We start from the raw sequence: 13,716 nt of genomic DNA, 5'->3' as shown, positions 1-13,716 counted from the left end.
GCTCAACCCCTTGCCTCTGCCAGCACCGCGGCGAGCGTGCGCTCGACCAGCGGCAGCTTGAATGCGTTCTCGTCTGTCGGTCTGGCGCCGGCGAACATGGCTTTTGCAGCCGCTTTCGCACCGCGCGGCAACTCCGCTTCCGCTGCCTCGACCCGCCATGGCTTGGGTGCAACGCCGCCCAGCGCGACCTTTCCACGGCCGTCCCGCTGAATGACGGCTGCCACCGAGATCAGTGCAAAGGCATAGGAGGCACGGTCGCGAACCTTCCGGTAAATGTGCCGGCCACCGGCGGGTTTGGGCAGGGTCACGGCCGTGATCAGCTCGCCCGGCTCCAAGGCCGTTTCGAGATGCGGGGTCGAGCCCGGCAGGCGGTGTAACCCGGCCAGTGGGATCGACCGCGTCGATGCGTCCGGCTTCACTGTCTCGACGGTTGCATCGAGCACCCGCATCGCCACCGCCATGTCTGATGGATGCGTCGCAATGCAGGAATCGCTCGTGCCGACCACGCCGAGCTGGCGCGAGAACCCGCCGAGTGCCGAGCAGCCGCTGCCCGGCTGGCGCTTGTTGCAGGGTTGGGCGGTGTCGTAGAAATAGGGGCAGCGCGTGCGTTGCAGGAGGTTGCCGGCTGTTGTCGCGCGGTTGCGCAGCTGGCCGGATGCCCCCGCCAGGAGCGCCCGCGACAGCACCGCGTAGTCGCGCCTGACACGCGCATCCGCCGCGAGCGCCGTGTTGCGGACCATTGCGCCGATGCGCAGCCCGCCCTCGGGCGTTGCTTCGATCGTGTCGAGGCCGAGGCCGTTGACGTCGATCAGATGCGTCGGCGTTTCGATCTGCAGCTTCATCAGGTCCAGCAGGTTGGTGCCGCCGGCGACGAACTTCGCCTCGGCATTGCGGGCGGCGGCCGTGGCCGCCTCAGCCGGCGATGCTGCTTTCTCGTAGGTGAAAGCCCTCATCCCTGCCTCCCCGCGACGTCGGTCATCGCTTCGACGATGTTGGAATAGGCGCCGCAGCGGCAGATGTTGCCGCTCATGCGCTCGCGGAGTTCCGCTTCGCTCACGGCCATGGCCCCTTCGAGATCGGCGCTGACATGGCTGGGAATGCCGGCCTTGATCTCGTCGAGAACCGCGACGGCGGAACAGATTTGTCCGGGCGTGCAGTAGCCGCACTGGAAGCCGTCATGCTTGACAAAGGCGGCCTGCATCGGATGCAGGTTGTCGACGCTGCCGAGGCCTTCGATGGTCGTGACCTCGCTGCCCTGATTCATCACGGCGAGGGTGAGGCAGGAGTTGATCCGCTGCCCATCGACCAGCACAGTGCATGCCCCGCACTGGCCGTGGTCGCAGCCCTTCTTGGTGCCGGTCAGCTTGAGATGCTCGCGCAGTGCATCCAGCAGCGTTGTGCGCGTATCGAGCTCAAGGTGATGGCCGGCGCCATTCACGCGAAATGAAACCGACGCCCGGACCGGCTCGCCTATGGGAACCGGCTGCCCCCGTGCTGCCCCGACCATGGACGGCAATGCGGCACAAGCGCCAGCTGCCGCGATGAGATCGCGCCTGTTCAACGTCAGTTCTCCTGGAATGGCCATAAGCGCCTCCGGTTTCGACACAATCGCCGTTAGCAGCTCTCTGCAGAGGCTGCCGCGTTGGAAGGGAGAACGACTGAAACCGCGCCTAGTTCACTCCTTTTCTAGAATGTCGTGGACACGAGATCGTCAACGCTCCCGCGCAGCAGCTATCGTTCGCTGACAGGAAGCGACGCTGGTCGTGGCTGCAACACGCGTTGCTTTGCGTCCGGGTGGCGTCCGGGGACGAGAGCAGCCGGCCGACGATCCAATGCGTGACAGCGCTGCTTCTCGACAACCTCCGCAGTTGCCAACCGGTGCTGGGATGCGGCTGCGCGATCTCGTCGAACCTGGGCTGTGACGGCGGACCCTGGACGCGGACCGACGCAGGCGGCGCTGGCCGCGCTTGTGCGGACTCGGCGTGATCTACCGGGTGGTGGTCTGGGCTGCCGATGGTGCCGGATCGGCGGCCGGCCTCGGCATGGAAAACCAGCCACAGAGCAGCGCGACGATCAGCAAGCGGAAGCCGAGATCGAGCCAGCGCTCGCCGGGCTTGCGCGGCAGGAAATTCGCGATCTCGCGCGCGGAAGTATCTTCGTTCCAGCTCATCGCCTTGGCCATCTCGACCGCCTCCTTGTCGCCGGCGTGCTCGCTCATCACGTCAGGGTGCCGCGCTGCCGGACGGATTCCGGGCCAGCCTGCGGCGGTCCAGGATGTTGCCGTCGCGGCGGTAGCCGCGCTGGTAGGTCTGGCTCAGGCGGCCGCGAGCCTGCTGCCATTGCTGCACGGTCTGCCTGCCGGCGCTGATATCGGGCAGCTCGATCTCGTCGAAGCCGCAGGCCAGTGCATAGTCGAACTGGTCGGGGATGAGCGGCCCCGACGCGCGCAGCACGCCGGTGAAGCCCGCTCTTCGGATCGCCTTGGCCTGGCTGAAGCCGCGGCCATCGGCAAAGGCCGGAAAGCCGATCGCGATCAGCGACAGCCGGGGGAGGAAGGGTTCGAGTTCGGAGACGGCCAGTGCATTGGAGATCACAACCCCGATCTGCTGATCCGGCGTGATCTGGGCGAGCGCGTCGGGCAGCGCATCGAAGCCCACCAGCGCCCGCGACAGGTTGTCGATCGCTGCACCCTCGCTGCGGGTCCAGCGGTCGGTGGCGGCCCCGTCGCGATCAAGCAGCAGCATCGGACAGCTCCTTGAAAGCGGTCTTGAACGGCACGAGCCCGACACGCTTCACCGTCTCGATGAAGCGTTCGCCGTCATGACGGTGGTGCTCGTAGACACCCACGATCGCCTCGATCGCATCGGGCACCGCTTCGGCCGGCAGACCGGGTCCCAGAATCTCGCCAATCGCCGCGTTCTCGGTCGCGTCCCCGCCGAGCGTGATCTGGTAGGATTCGATGCCGCGCTTCTCCAGGCCGAGAACGCCGATATGGCCGACATGGTGATGGCCGCAGGCGTTGATGCAGCCGGAGATCTTGATGTTGAGCTCACCGATGTCAGCCTGACGCTCCACATCGGCGAAACGCTGGGAGATCGCCTGAGCGATCGGGATCGAGCGCGCGGTCGCGAGCGCGCAATAGTCGAGACCGGGGCAGGCGATGATGTCGGTGATCAGGCTGAGATTGGCGGTGGCGAGCCCGACGGGAACCAGCGCCTGCCAGATCGCGAACAGGTCGTCCTTGCGGACATGCGGCAGCACGAGGTTCTGCGCATGGGTGACGCGCAATTCATCGAAGGAGTAGCGCTCGGCCAGGTCGGCGACGAGGCGCATCTGTTCGGATGTCGCATCGCCCGGTGCCAGCCCGACCGGCTTCAGCGAGATGGTCACCGCGCTGTAGCCCGGTACGCGGTGCAGGGTGAGGTTGGTGTCGACCCAGCGGGCGAAATCGGGGTTTGCAGCCTTAGCGACAGTCAGCGCCGGGCTTTCCTCCGGCAAGGTCTCGTAGGCCGGCGGCGTGAAATAGCTTTCGATCCGGGCGAGTTCCTCCGGGTCGGCATTCACCGAGGGACCGTCGAGCCGGGCGAATTCGGCCTCGACCCGGCGACGGAACTCCTCCGTCCCGATCTCGTGGACCAGGATCTTGACGCGAGCCTTGTACTTGTTGTCGCGCCGGCCCTCCAGATTGTAGACCCGCATCACCGCCTCGAGATAGGCGAGCAGGTCCGTCTTGGGCAGGAAGTCGCGCACGACCTTTCCGATCATCGGGGTGCGGCCAAGCCCGCCGCCGACGCTGATCTCGTAGCCGATCTCTCCGGTTTGCGGATGCTTCAGGATCCGCAGACCGATATCGTGCGCCTTGATCACGGCGCGGTCATGCTGCGCGCCGGTGGCGGCGATCTTGAACTTGCGCGGCAGGTAGCTGAACTCGGGATGGGCCGTCGACCACTGCCTGATCAGCTCGCAGACGGCGCGCGGATCCTCGATCTCGTCCTGCGCGACGCCGGCGAAATGATCGGCCGTGACGTTGCGGATGCAGTTTCCCGAGGTCTGGATGCAGTGCATCTCGACATCGGCGAGCAGGTCGAGGATGGCGGGCACGTCGCGCAGCTTCGGCCAGTTGAACTGCAGGTTCTGCCGCGTGGTGAAGTGGCCGTAGCCGCGGTCGTAGCGCTCGCCAATCAAGGCAAGCTGGCGCAACTGCCGCGCCGAGAGCGTGCCATAGGGGATGGCGATGCGCAGCATATAGGCGTGCAACTGGAGATACACGCCGTTCTTCAGCCGCAGCGGCTTGAACTCGTCCTCTGTCAGCGAGCCATCCAGACGCCTTGCGACCTGATCGCGGAACTGGGCGACGCGATCGCGCACGAAGCGCTCGTCGAACTCATCGTAGCGATACATGACTCATGCGCTCCGGCGGGCGGCGATGCCTTCGCCGGCCTGCTTGCCCAGATCGGGGCGGTTGCTCGGGCCGAGCGTCTTGAAGCGCTCGCGGAAATGCCGGGGCACCGGTCCGGCGGCGCTCAGTTCCACATCGACCAGATAGGCATCGACCACGTGCTGCGCTGCGAGTTCCTGGGCTGCGAAGGCTTCCAGACGGATGGCCGTGGCATCGTCCGTCGCGACCAGCGCCAGGCTCGGATCGCGCGTCCAGCCGAGTGCACCGCCAGCCTCGACGATGGCGAAGACGACGTCGCCGTCGAGCAGGTCGTTGGCGAGCAGGATCGCGGGCAGGGCCGGGCGCTTATCTGCGGTTGCCATTACGCGGACCGGATGCGCCGGCCAGAGGCCGGCCTGCGCTGACGGGTCGGGCCCGATCTGTCGATCATATGCGGCGTGGCCAATGGGTTGCGCTCCCGTTCTGTATACCGAACGAAATCTAGGCCAATGAGCCTCCTGGTTCAATTCACGTCCGGTGGATGGTTTTTCCAAATTTCGCCAGGCTGGAAGTGGAATAAACTCCGGGCGCGCCTGATCTTCTCACGCCGCAAGGCCGTTGACGAACGGGACGGCACCGGTCGAGTTCATCGAGCCGCCTTGGCTCGCGCCGTCATCGGCGCCTGCCGCGAGGCTTACGCTGCCTTGTCCTTCATGCCGCCGTCGGTCAGCCGGTACCAGGCGATGATCGCGGAGACGTAGAGCTCGTTGAGCGCATGCAGAGGCAGCGGTGTGATCGGCACGACCGGAAAGGGCAGGCGGCTCTTGTCGCCGCTTGCAAGGTATTCGGCCATAGCCTTGCCCATGGCGCTCTGCAGCCCGACGCCCCGCCCCATGCAGCCGATATCGACGAGCAGGCCGGGCTCCGGCTCGTGCAGATGCGGCAGGAAGTCTCGCGTCAGCGCGACGCGGCCGCACCAGCGGAAATCAAACGGCACGCCCTTCACCTGCGGATACATCTTGCCGACGACGCGCTCGAGATGGGCCCAGTCGGAAGCATCCTTCGGCTCGCGGAACGGGCCGCGCCCGCCCATCAGCAGGCGGTTCTGATGGTCCTTGCGGAAATACAGAAGCAATTGCCGCGTGTCGGAGGTAACCTGCCCCTCGGGCAGGATCGTGCCGGCGATGTTGTCGGAGAGGGCTTGCGTCGCCACGATGAAGGAGTTCGGCCGGATCACGGTCTGGCGCAGCTTCGGGATCAGGTCGCCGGTATAGCCATTGGTCGCGACCACGACGCGCGGGGCGGTGACGCTCGCGCCCTGCGCGGTGCGGACGGTCCAGTTCGCGCCGTCGCGCTTCAGCGAGACGACGTTGCTCTGACCGTGGATGACCGCACCTGCGGCAATCGCGGCCTTGGCCAGACCACGGGCATAGGCGAGGGGCTGCACGCCGCCGGCGCGCCGGTCGATCCAGCCGGCGAGATAGCGGTCGGTGCCGAGCAAGCCCGCGATCGCATCCTTGTCGAGGAAGGCGGCATCGACGCCACGCCCCTGCCATTCGCCCGCGCGCCGCTTGACGGTCTCGACCATGGCAGGCGTATGCGCGCCCTGAATCCAGCCGGCGCGCTTGTGCGGCACATCCATGCCGTGCCGCTCGATCAGGTCGAAGACGAGATCGGCCGTCGAACCGACGAAGCGGATCAGCGCCTCGCCCGCCGCGGGGCCGAATTTCGCGACGATCTCGCTCGGGTCATATTTGATGCCGGGGATGACCTGCCCGCCATTGCGACCGGAGCCGCCCCAGCCGAGCTCATGCGCCTCGAGCACAGTGACGGAAACCCCGGCCTCGGCCAGATGCAGCGCGGTGGACAGCCCGGCGAAGCCGGCTCCGATCACGCAGACATCCGCCTTGCCATAGGTTGCCAGCGGCGGTGTCGGGGCTGCGTCCGGCGCGGTCGCATACCAGAGCGACGGGCTCAGCGGGAACGGTTCGGCCATCTCGGCCTCCTCATTTTGCAGCATCGCACAGAAAAGCGCATTCCTCTTTTCGGTCAGTGGCTTAGATCGGTCGCAGCACGCGTCGCAGGAAGTCCTGCGTGCGCGGATGGGTCGGTGCGCTCAAGACGTCGCGGGCGGGGCCCTGCTCGACGATGACGCCGCCGTCGAGGAACAGCACGCGGTCTGCGACCTCGCGGGCGAAGCCCATCTCGTGGGTCACGACGAGCATGGTCATGCCGTCATCGGCCAGGCTCTTCATCACCTGCAGCACCTCGCCGACGAGTTCGGGATCGAGCGCCGAGGTCGGCTCGTCGAACAGGATCGCCTTGGGCTGCATGGCGAGCGCGCGGGCGATCGCGACACGCTGCATCTGCCCGCCCGACAGCTGGGCGGGATAGGCGTCGACCTTGTCGGCGAGCCCGACGCGGGCAAGGAGGTCGCGGCCCCGCGCCATCGCGTCTGCCGCGCGCTCCTTCTTCACGAAGATCGGGCCTTCGACGACGTTCTCCAGCGCCGTACGATGCGGAAACAGGTTGAAGCGCTGGAACACCATCGCCATCGCGGTGCGGATGCCGATGATCGAGGGCTTGTCGCGCTCGACCCGCGCGCCATCGATGGTGATGGCGCCGCCATCATAAGCTTCGAGACCGTTGATGCAGCGCAGGATGGTCGACTTGCCCGAGCCGGACGGGCCGATCAGGCAGACGACCTCGCCCCTGGCGACGCTGGCCGTGATGCCCTTGAGCACCGGGAAGGCGCCGAAGCTCTTGGTGACGCCGGTGATCTCGATCATCGGCGCGCCCGCAACTGCATGCCCGGTCATCGCCGCGTCCCCTTGCCGAAGCGCCGTTCGAGCCAGCTGACCAGGCCCATGAGCGGCAGGCACATCGCCAGGTAGAGCAGGGCCACGAGCGAATACACGGTCATGTTCTTGAAGGTCGAGGAGGCGATCAGGGTGCCCTGCAGGGTCAATTCGGCGACCGTGATCGTCGAGGCCTGCGAGGAATCCTTGAGCATCATCACCATGATGTTGCCATAGGGCGGCAGGACGAGGCGGATCGCCTGCGGCAGGATCACCCGGCGCATCGTCAGGCCCCAGCCCATGCCGATCGATTGCGCCGCCTCGACCTGGCCGTGATCGATCGCCTCGATGCCCGCGCGGAAGTTCTCGGATTGATAGGCAGAATAGGCGACGCCGAGCCCGATGATGGCGGCCTGCAGGGCCGTCAGCGCGATGCCGAACTCTGGCAGCACGAAATAGATGTAGAACAGCTGCACCAGGATCGGGATGCCGCGCAGCGTGTTGACGATCGCCTTGGCGAGCATTCCGAGCCAGCCGATGCCGGATACCCGCATCAGCGCCCAGACGAGGCCGAGCACGGTCGACAGCGCGAGCGAGCCCAGCGCCACGATCAGAGTGAACTTCACACCCTGGAGCAGCAGCGGCAGGAACTGGGTCGCGTCGCGTAGGAAGGTTTGCATGGGTTCTGTCAGTCGGAGGGGGCTCGGCTTGCGATCCCCGGCGTGTCATCCCGGACAAGTCGCGTTAGCGGCGCCGATCCGGGATCCATGCCTGACTGATCCGGCATGGATCCCGGATCTCCGCTTCGCTCCGTCCGGGATGACGGCGCGAGTGATCTGTCGTCAGGGCCTGCTCAGACGAGGCCCCACTTGGCCAGGATCTTGTCGACCGTGCCGTCGGCCTTGAGCTTGGCAAGGCCGGCGTTGATCTTCTTCAACAATTCGCCGTCGCTCTTGCGCACGCCGATGCCGACCGAGCCCGAGATCACCGGCTTGTAGGACTTGACGATGCGGACCTTGGGGAACTGCCCCTGCGAGAGGTTGTAGCCGATGATCGGCAGGTCGAAGACGGCGGCCTGGACACGGGCGGCATTCACGTCGGCGAGGATGTCGGGCAGGGTCTTGTAGAGCTTGACCTCCGAGAACAGACCGGACTTCTGCAGCACATCGACATAAGCCGTGCCGATCTGCACGCCGATCGTCTTGCCCTTCAGGTCTTCCAGCGTGACGTAATCCTTGGTGTCTGTCGCCGGGACGATCAGGCCTTCGCCGTAGGTGTAGATCGGGTCCGAGAAGTCGATGACCTCCTTGCGCGGCGGGGTGATGTACATCGCGGCGGCGACGATATCGACCTTGTTGCCGGTCAGCGACGGGATCAGCGTCGAGAACTGCATGCCCTCGACCTCGACCTTGAAGTCGGAGGATGCGGCGATGGCCTTGATCAGGTCGACCATCACGCCTTCGATCGTGTTGGTCTTGGTGTCGAGGAAGGTGAAGGGGCTGCCCGTCGGCGTCGAGCCGACCTTGAGCACGCCTTGCGCCCGGGCGGGCAGGATGCCGGCAGCCACGGCGCTGCCCGCCAGCATGGACAGAAAGGTCCGACGTTCCATCGCAATGATCCCCTGCTTATCGCGCGCGTCTTGCGCGGCCAGCGCGGCCATCATGATTTTCATGAGCATGAAGATACCAGCATAGGACGATCTTGCCGGCAAGCGATTTCATGTGCATGAAATAAGCGCGACGAATGGAGCTTTCATGAGCAGTCCGGCGGCCACGACGTCCCAGCCAGAGGTCGATCGCGAGATCGGAGCGGGCCTGCGCCGTCTGAGGCGGGAGCGCAGCCTGTCGCTGGTCGATCTGGCGGCCCGCACCCATCTGTCGATCGGCTTCCTCAGCCAGATCGAACGCGGCAAGTCCTCGCCGACGCTGCGGGCGCTGGTCACCATGGCCGATGCGCTCGGTGTCGGCCTCGCCGATCTGTTTCCTGCGACCGGCGTCACCGGCGACCAGACGGCCACCATCGTGCGCAGCGCGGCGCGCAGCCAACTCCAGCTGTGGCGCTCGGGGATCCGCAAGCAGCTGCTGACGGCGCATAGCGCGGGTTCGAAGCTCAGTCTCTATATCGTCGAGATGGAGCCGGGAGCCAGCACGGGGGACGAACTCTATACGCATGATGGCGAGGAGGCGGGGCTGGTGATGAGCGGCGCGATGGTGCTCACCGTGGAAAGCGAAAGCTGGACCCTGCAGGAGGGCGACAGCTTCCGGTTTCTATCGTCGCGGCCGCATCGCTTCGCCAATGCGGCAGAGGGCGAGACGCGGGTTCTCTGGGTCGCCTGTCTCTAGTCGTTCCGTCTGACCGCGCTGCCGTGCCCGTGCGCGTGCGGTGCAAAAAGCGCCGCTGACTTCAGGGAGCCTTAACCCTGTCACCATAGGTCTTGGAGACTGGCCAACAGATTGCAGTGCTGCCCTGATCCATGCGTAAGCTCAGCGTACCCTTCCTCGCCGACGGTCCCGCAACAGGCGAGCCTGCGACGGCCCGGGATGATCGATCGATCGCTGCGGCGGTTCAGCCTGCATCGTCCTTTCCGCCGGGCGTCCGATATGTCCGCACGCCCGACAAGGTTCGGCAGGCGCAGATGGAGGCGCTGCGCAACGCTGCGCAGGCCGCTGCTGCCGCGGTCGAGCCTGTCGTATCCGCCGTGTCGTCCTCATCGGCGAGCCGCGTCCGCTACGGCCGCACGCCGAACCATCTGCTAAAGCAGGTTTGGGTCGCATCGGAGACGATCGATGCGCCGGCCGCGATCGCCTTGCCCTCGATCGAGCCCGAGGACGATTTCGCTCAGGAAGCAGGCGAGGGCGCCTGGCCAGAGGCCAGCGCCGCCGCTGTGGCCGGTGCGATCGATCTTCCCGCTGAAGAGCCTGCGACGCCCTTCACCTTCCTGTCCGATTCCGCCTTCTGGGAATTTGGGTCCCCGGCGGAACGGACTGAGGCCGGGCGCGACGAAGATGATCTGCCGGGCGACGAGGCTGCCGCTCCTTCGGTCCAGCCGCATGGCTTTGCGGCGGCGATGCCCGTCTCCATTCCCGCGACGATGCCGACGCCGCCGGGCTTTTCCTGGGCGCCGGCCTATCGCGTCGATCTGCGGCTCTCGGCGCCGCCTCGGGCTGACGTCGCGCCGCCGGCCCCTCGGCTGTCGCATCCTGTCGCGGTCGGCGCCGTGCCGGCCGCCGCTCCCGTCGCCAGAAGCGGCGTCGACGTCACGCGCGCGACGCGGCCCGAACTCGCCCCAAGGCCGGCGCCGCCGCCCCGCCGCCGCATCGCGGCGCCCGCCGCCGCCATGGCCGAACCGCAACGGCAGGCCGGCTTCGAGCTGCCCCCCATCTCGATCCTCGCCGAGCCGGTGAAGCAGGTGGAAGCCGCGATACCCGTCGACATCCTCCAGCAGAATGCCGGTGTCCTCGAAGGGGTTCTGGAAGACTTCAACGTCCGGGGCGAAATCGTCCAGGCCTGCCCCGGCCCTGTCGTGACGCTCTACGAGCTCGAGCCGGCTCCGGGCACCAAATCCTCGCGCGTGATTTCGCTGGCCGACGACATCGCCCGCTCCATGAGTGCGATTTCGGCGCGCGTGGCGGTGATTCCCGGCAAGAACGCGATCGGCATTGAACTGCCCAATGCCCGCCGCGAGACGGTGTTCCTGCGCGAACTGCTGGCGAGCCAGGATTTCGAGAGCTCCAAGCACAAGCTCGCGCTGGGGCTGGGCAAGACCATCGGCGGCGAGCCGGTGATCGTCGATCTCGCCAAGATGCCGCATCTGCTCGTCGCCGGCACCACCGGCTCGGGCAAATCGGTGGCGATCAACACCATGATCCTGTCGCTGCTCTACCGGCTCACCCCGCAGCAGTGCCGGCTGATCATGGTCGACCCCAAGATGCTCGAGCTCTCCGTCTATGACGGGATCCCGCATCTGCTCACCCCCGTCGTCACCGACCCCAAGAAGGCGGTTGTCGCCTTGAAATGGGCGGTGCGCGAGATGGAGGAGCGCTACAAGAAGATGTCGAAGCTCTCGGTGCGCAACATCGACGGCTTCAATGCCCGCGTCGTCGAGGCCAAGGCCGCCGGCGAGGTCATCACCCGCACCGTCCAGACCGGCTTCGACCGCCATTCCGGCGAGGCGATCTATGAAGACGAGGTCATGGACCTCGAGCCTCTGCCCTACATCGTCGTCATCGTCGACGAGATGGCCGACCTGATGATGGTCGCCGGCAAGGAGATCGAGGGCACGATCCAGCGTCTGGCCCAGATGGCACGCGCGGCCGGCATCCATGTCGTGCTGGCAACGCAGCGCCCGTCGGTCGACGTCATCACCGGCACGATCAAGGCGAACTTCCCGACGCGGATCTCCTTCCAGGTCACCAGCAAGATCGACAGTCGCACGATCCTGGGCGAGATGGGCGCCGAGCAGCTTCTGGGCCAGGGCGACATGCTCTACATGGCCGGCGGCGGGCGCATCACCCGCGTCCACGGCCCCTTCGTCAGCGATGGCGAGGTCGAGAAGGTCGTGGCCCATCTCAAGACGCAAGGCCGGCCGCAATATCTCGACGCGGTGACCTCCGAGGAGGAGGCTGCGGCCGAGGAGGGCGAGGACGGCGCCGTCTTCGACAAGACCGGCATGGGCCAGGCCGAGAGCGAGGATCCTTACGACCAGGCGGTGGCGGTGGTCCTGCGCGACAAGAAGGCCTCGACCTCCTACATCCAGCGCCGCCTCCAGATCGGCTACAACCGCGCCGCCTCGATCATGGAGCGGATGGAGAACGAAGGCATCGTCGGCCCCGCCAACCACGCCGGCAAACGCGACATCCTCGTCGAAACCGGCAGGGCACGCGAAGACGAGGATTGAGCGGCTTCAGGCGGGCTTGCCGGTCTGCAGGGCGCGCTTCAGTCCCCTGATCGCGGCTTCCGGCGTCGTCACGACGCGAAGGCCCGTCGCCGCCTCGATCGCCGGCTTGGCGCGGGCGAGCGAGAACTGGCCGAGGATCAGCGTGTCGATGCCGGTAAGGCGTGCGGCGGCCTCCGCCACCAGCCGGTCATGGATGGCGCCATCGCCTGCCTTCAGCGCTGCCAGCGCGCCCTCGACGACGATGCCGGTGACGTCGACCGGCCTGCTCGCCATCTCGTTCAGCTCCTGCGTCAGCGACGGCAGGGAGGGTGCGAAGGTCACGATCAGGCCGATGCGCCCGCCGAAGGCCAGAGCCTCGGCGAAAGCCGATTCATTGGGCCGCAGCACCGGGATCGGCAGGGCGCGCTTGACCGCATCGATTGCCGGCCCAAAGGCCGAGCAGGTGAACAGAATCGCCTGGGCAGGCCCGGCCGTGCCTTCGGTCGCCGCCGCATAGCGGCCCAGCGTCAGGAAGCGCTCGGTCATCGCCTGGTCGAGGCTACCGCGCGCGGCGAGATCGATCGCCAGCGAGGTGTCGAGCAGGTCGAAGGCATTCGCTTGGGGCCAATGCGCGGCGAAAGCGGCGCGCGCCGGCAGCACGGATTCCTCGAGCGCATGAATCAGCGCGATGCGCGGGGTTGGTTCAGTGGTGTCGGTCATCTGTCTGCCTTGTCAGTCGCTGACGAGCGTGCGCGCCTTGAGCAAAGCGAGCAAGCCCTCGTCGCGACGCAGCTCGAGCTCGGCGATCGAGCGCCCGCCGGCCTCCTCGGCGACACCGGCGACGATCTTCGCCTGGACCTCGGCGTCGAGCGACGGGTTGCCGAGCGATTGCCAGCGCCGGACCTGGCTCGGTCCGAGATGGGCGAGATAGCCGCTGATGCCACCTTCGCCGCCGCCGAGATGATAGGTCATGTGCGGACCCATCAGGGCCCAGCGCAGGCCTGGACCGTTGCAGAGCGCAGCATCGATGTCGGCGACGCTTGCCACGCCTTGCTCGACAAGATGCACCGCCTCGCGATAGAGCGCGGAGGCCAGCCGGTTGGCGATATGGCCGGGCATCTCGCGGTTGAGCACGACCGGGCGGCGTCCGAGCGCGCGATAGAAATCCGCCGCCCGCGCCACCACCTCGACGTCTGCCCCGACGATCTCGACCAGCGGCACCAGATGCGGCGGGTTGAACGGATGCGCCACGACGATCCGCTCCGGCCTCTCGCAATCGGCGACGATGGCGCTTCGGACCAGCGCCGAGGTCGAGCTGGCGATGATCGCGCCCGGAGGAAGGAGGGCGTCGATCTCGGCGAGGAGCCTGCGCTTCACCGCCTCGTTCTCTGGCCCGTTTTCCTGGACGAAACCGGCGCCGTCCAACGCGGCGGCGAGGTCGGTGGAGAACGACACGGCCCCGTCGCCGGTCAGCCCGAGCTCGGCCAGCTGCGTCCGGGCTCGTTCGACATGGGACAGGAAGCGCGCCTCGGCCTCCGGGTTGGGATCATAGGCGGAGACGGCGACGCCATGGGCGCTGCCAAGCGCCGCCCAGCTCGCGCCGATCATGCCCGCGCCGACGATGGCGAGCTTCTGGACCATGTCTTTCATGACCTGTTTATCGG

General features: G+C 66.8%; 14 protein-coding genes. 2 read left to right on the top strand and 12 right to left on the bottom strand.

The features are described 5' to 3' along the window. Positions 1-2: 2 nt before the first annotated feature. From AE618_RS09390 to AE618_RS09345, 10 genes are all read right to left on the bottom strand, one after another. A complete protein-coding gene (locus AE618_RS09390; protein WP_054208792.1) occupies positions 3-953 on the bottom strand; it encodes an FAD binding domain-containing protein in 951 nt (316 codons plus the stop codon). After that, positions 950-1,585: an aldehyde dehydrogenase iron-sulfur subunit PaoA gene (gene paoA, locus AE618_RS09385; protein WP_082365124.1), complete on the bottom strand. Its 636-nt coding sequence runs from the start codon at positions 1,583-1,585 to the stop codon at positions 950-952. The genes AE618_RS09390 and paoA overlap by 4 nt, the downstream gene beginning before the upstream one ends. A gap of 402 nt (positions 1,586-1,987) precedes the next feature. Then, entirely contained in the window at positions 1,988-2,218 is a 231-nt protein-coding gene (locus AE618_RS09380) for a hypothetical protein (protein ID WP_054208791.1), read from the bottom strand. Between the two features lie 4 nt (positions 2,219-2,222). Next, on the bottom strand, positions 2,223-2,744 hold the full coding sequence (locus AE618_RS09375; RefSeq protein ID WP_054208790.1) for a DUF934 domain-containing protein: 522 nt from the start codon (positions 2,742-2,744) through the stop codon (positions 2,223-2,225). Beyond that, entirely contained in the window at positions 2,731-4,401 is a 1,671-nt protein-coding gene (locus AE618_RS09370; RefSeq protein ID WP_054208789.1) for a nitrite/sulfite reductase, read from the bottom strand. The genes AE618_RS09375 and AE618_RS09370 overlap by 14 nt, the downstream gene beginning before the upstream one ends. A 3-nt stretch (positions 4,402-4,404) precedes the next feature. After that, positions 4,405-4,761, bottom strand: a complete 357-nt coding sequence (locus AE618_RS09365) for a DUF2849 domain-containing protein (RefSeq protein WP_054208788.1) — start codon at positions 4,759-4,761, stop codon at positions 4,405-4,407. A gap of 311 nt (positions 4,762-5,072) precedes the next feature. Further along, complete coding sequence (locus tag AE618_RS09360; RefSeq protein WP_054208888.1) at positions 5,073-6,374, bottom strand: NAD(P)/FAD-dependent oxidoreductase; 1,302 nt, start codon at positions 6,372-6,374, stop codon at positions 5,073-5,075. A 61-nt stretch (positions 6,375-6,435) separates the two neighbouring features. Then, positions 6,436-7,167: an amino acid ABC transporter ATP-binding protein gene (locus AE618_RS09355; RefSeq protein WP_054208887.1), complete on the bottom strand. Its 732-nt coding sequence runs from the start codon at positions 7,165-7,167 to the stop codon at positions 6,436-6,438. Between the two features lie 26 nt (positions 7,168-7,193). Further along, on the bottom strand, positions 7,194-7,856 hold the full coding sequence (locus tag AE618_RS09350) for an amino acid ABC transporter permease (RefSeq protein ID WP_054208787.1): 663 nt from the start codon (positions 7,854-7,856) through the stop codon (positions 7,194-7,196). Positions 7,857-8,029: 173 nt separating this feature from the next. Next, entirely contained in the window at positions 8,030-8,785 is a 756-nt protein-coding gene (locus AE618_RS09345; protein ID WP_054208886.1) for an ABC transporter substrate-binding protein, read from the bottom strand. Between the two features lie 145 nt (positions 8,786-8,930). On the opposite strand from AE618_RS09345, the gene AE618_RS09340 reads away from it, so the two are divergent. Beyond that, positions 8,931-9,518, top strand: a complete 588-nt coding sequence (locus AE618_RS09340) for a helix-turn-helix domain-containing protein (RefSeq protein WP_054208786.1) — start codon at positions 8,931-8,933, stop codon at positions 9,516-9,518. Positions 9,519-9,649: 131 nt separating this feature from the next. Continuing rightward, positions 9,650-12,073: a DNA translocase FtsK gene (locus AE618_RS09335; protein WP_156330184.1), complete on the top strand. Its 2,424-nt coding sequence runs from the start codon at positions 9,650-9,652 to the stop codon at positions 12,071-12,073. Between the two features lie 6 nt (positions 12,074-12,079). On the opposite strand, the gene AE618_RS09330 is transcribed toward AE618_RS09335, so the two are convergent. Continuing rightward, complete coding sequence (locus AE618_RS09330) at positions 12,080-12,772, bottom strand: aspartate/glutamate racemase family protein (RefSeq protein WP_054208785.1); 693 nt, start codon at positions 12,770-12,772, stop codon at positions 12,080-12,082. Positions 12,773-12,784: 12 nt separating this feature from the next. Then, positions 12,785-13,702, bottom strand: coding sequence for a 3-hydroxyacyl-CoA dehydrogenase NAD-binding domain-containing protein (locus AE618_RS09325; protein WP_054208784.1), 918 nt, complete (start codon positions 13,700-13,702; stop codon positions 12,785-12,787). Positions 13,703-13,716: the final 14 nt, after the last annotated feature.

It is taken from the genome of Allobosea vaviloviae (genome assembly GCF_001298265.1).
GTDB lineage: Bacteria > Pseudomonadota > Alphaproteobacteria > Rhizobiales > Beijerinckiaceae > Allobosea > Allobosea vaviloviae_B.
The sequence above is the reverse complement of the archived record's forward strand: the minus strand, read 5'-3'. Positions and strand labels throughout refer to the sequence as shown.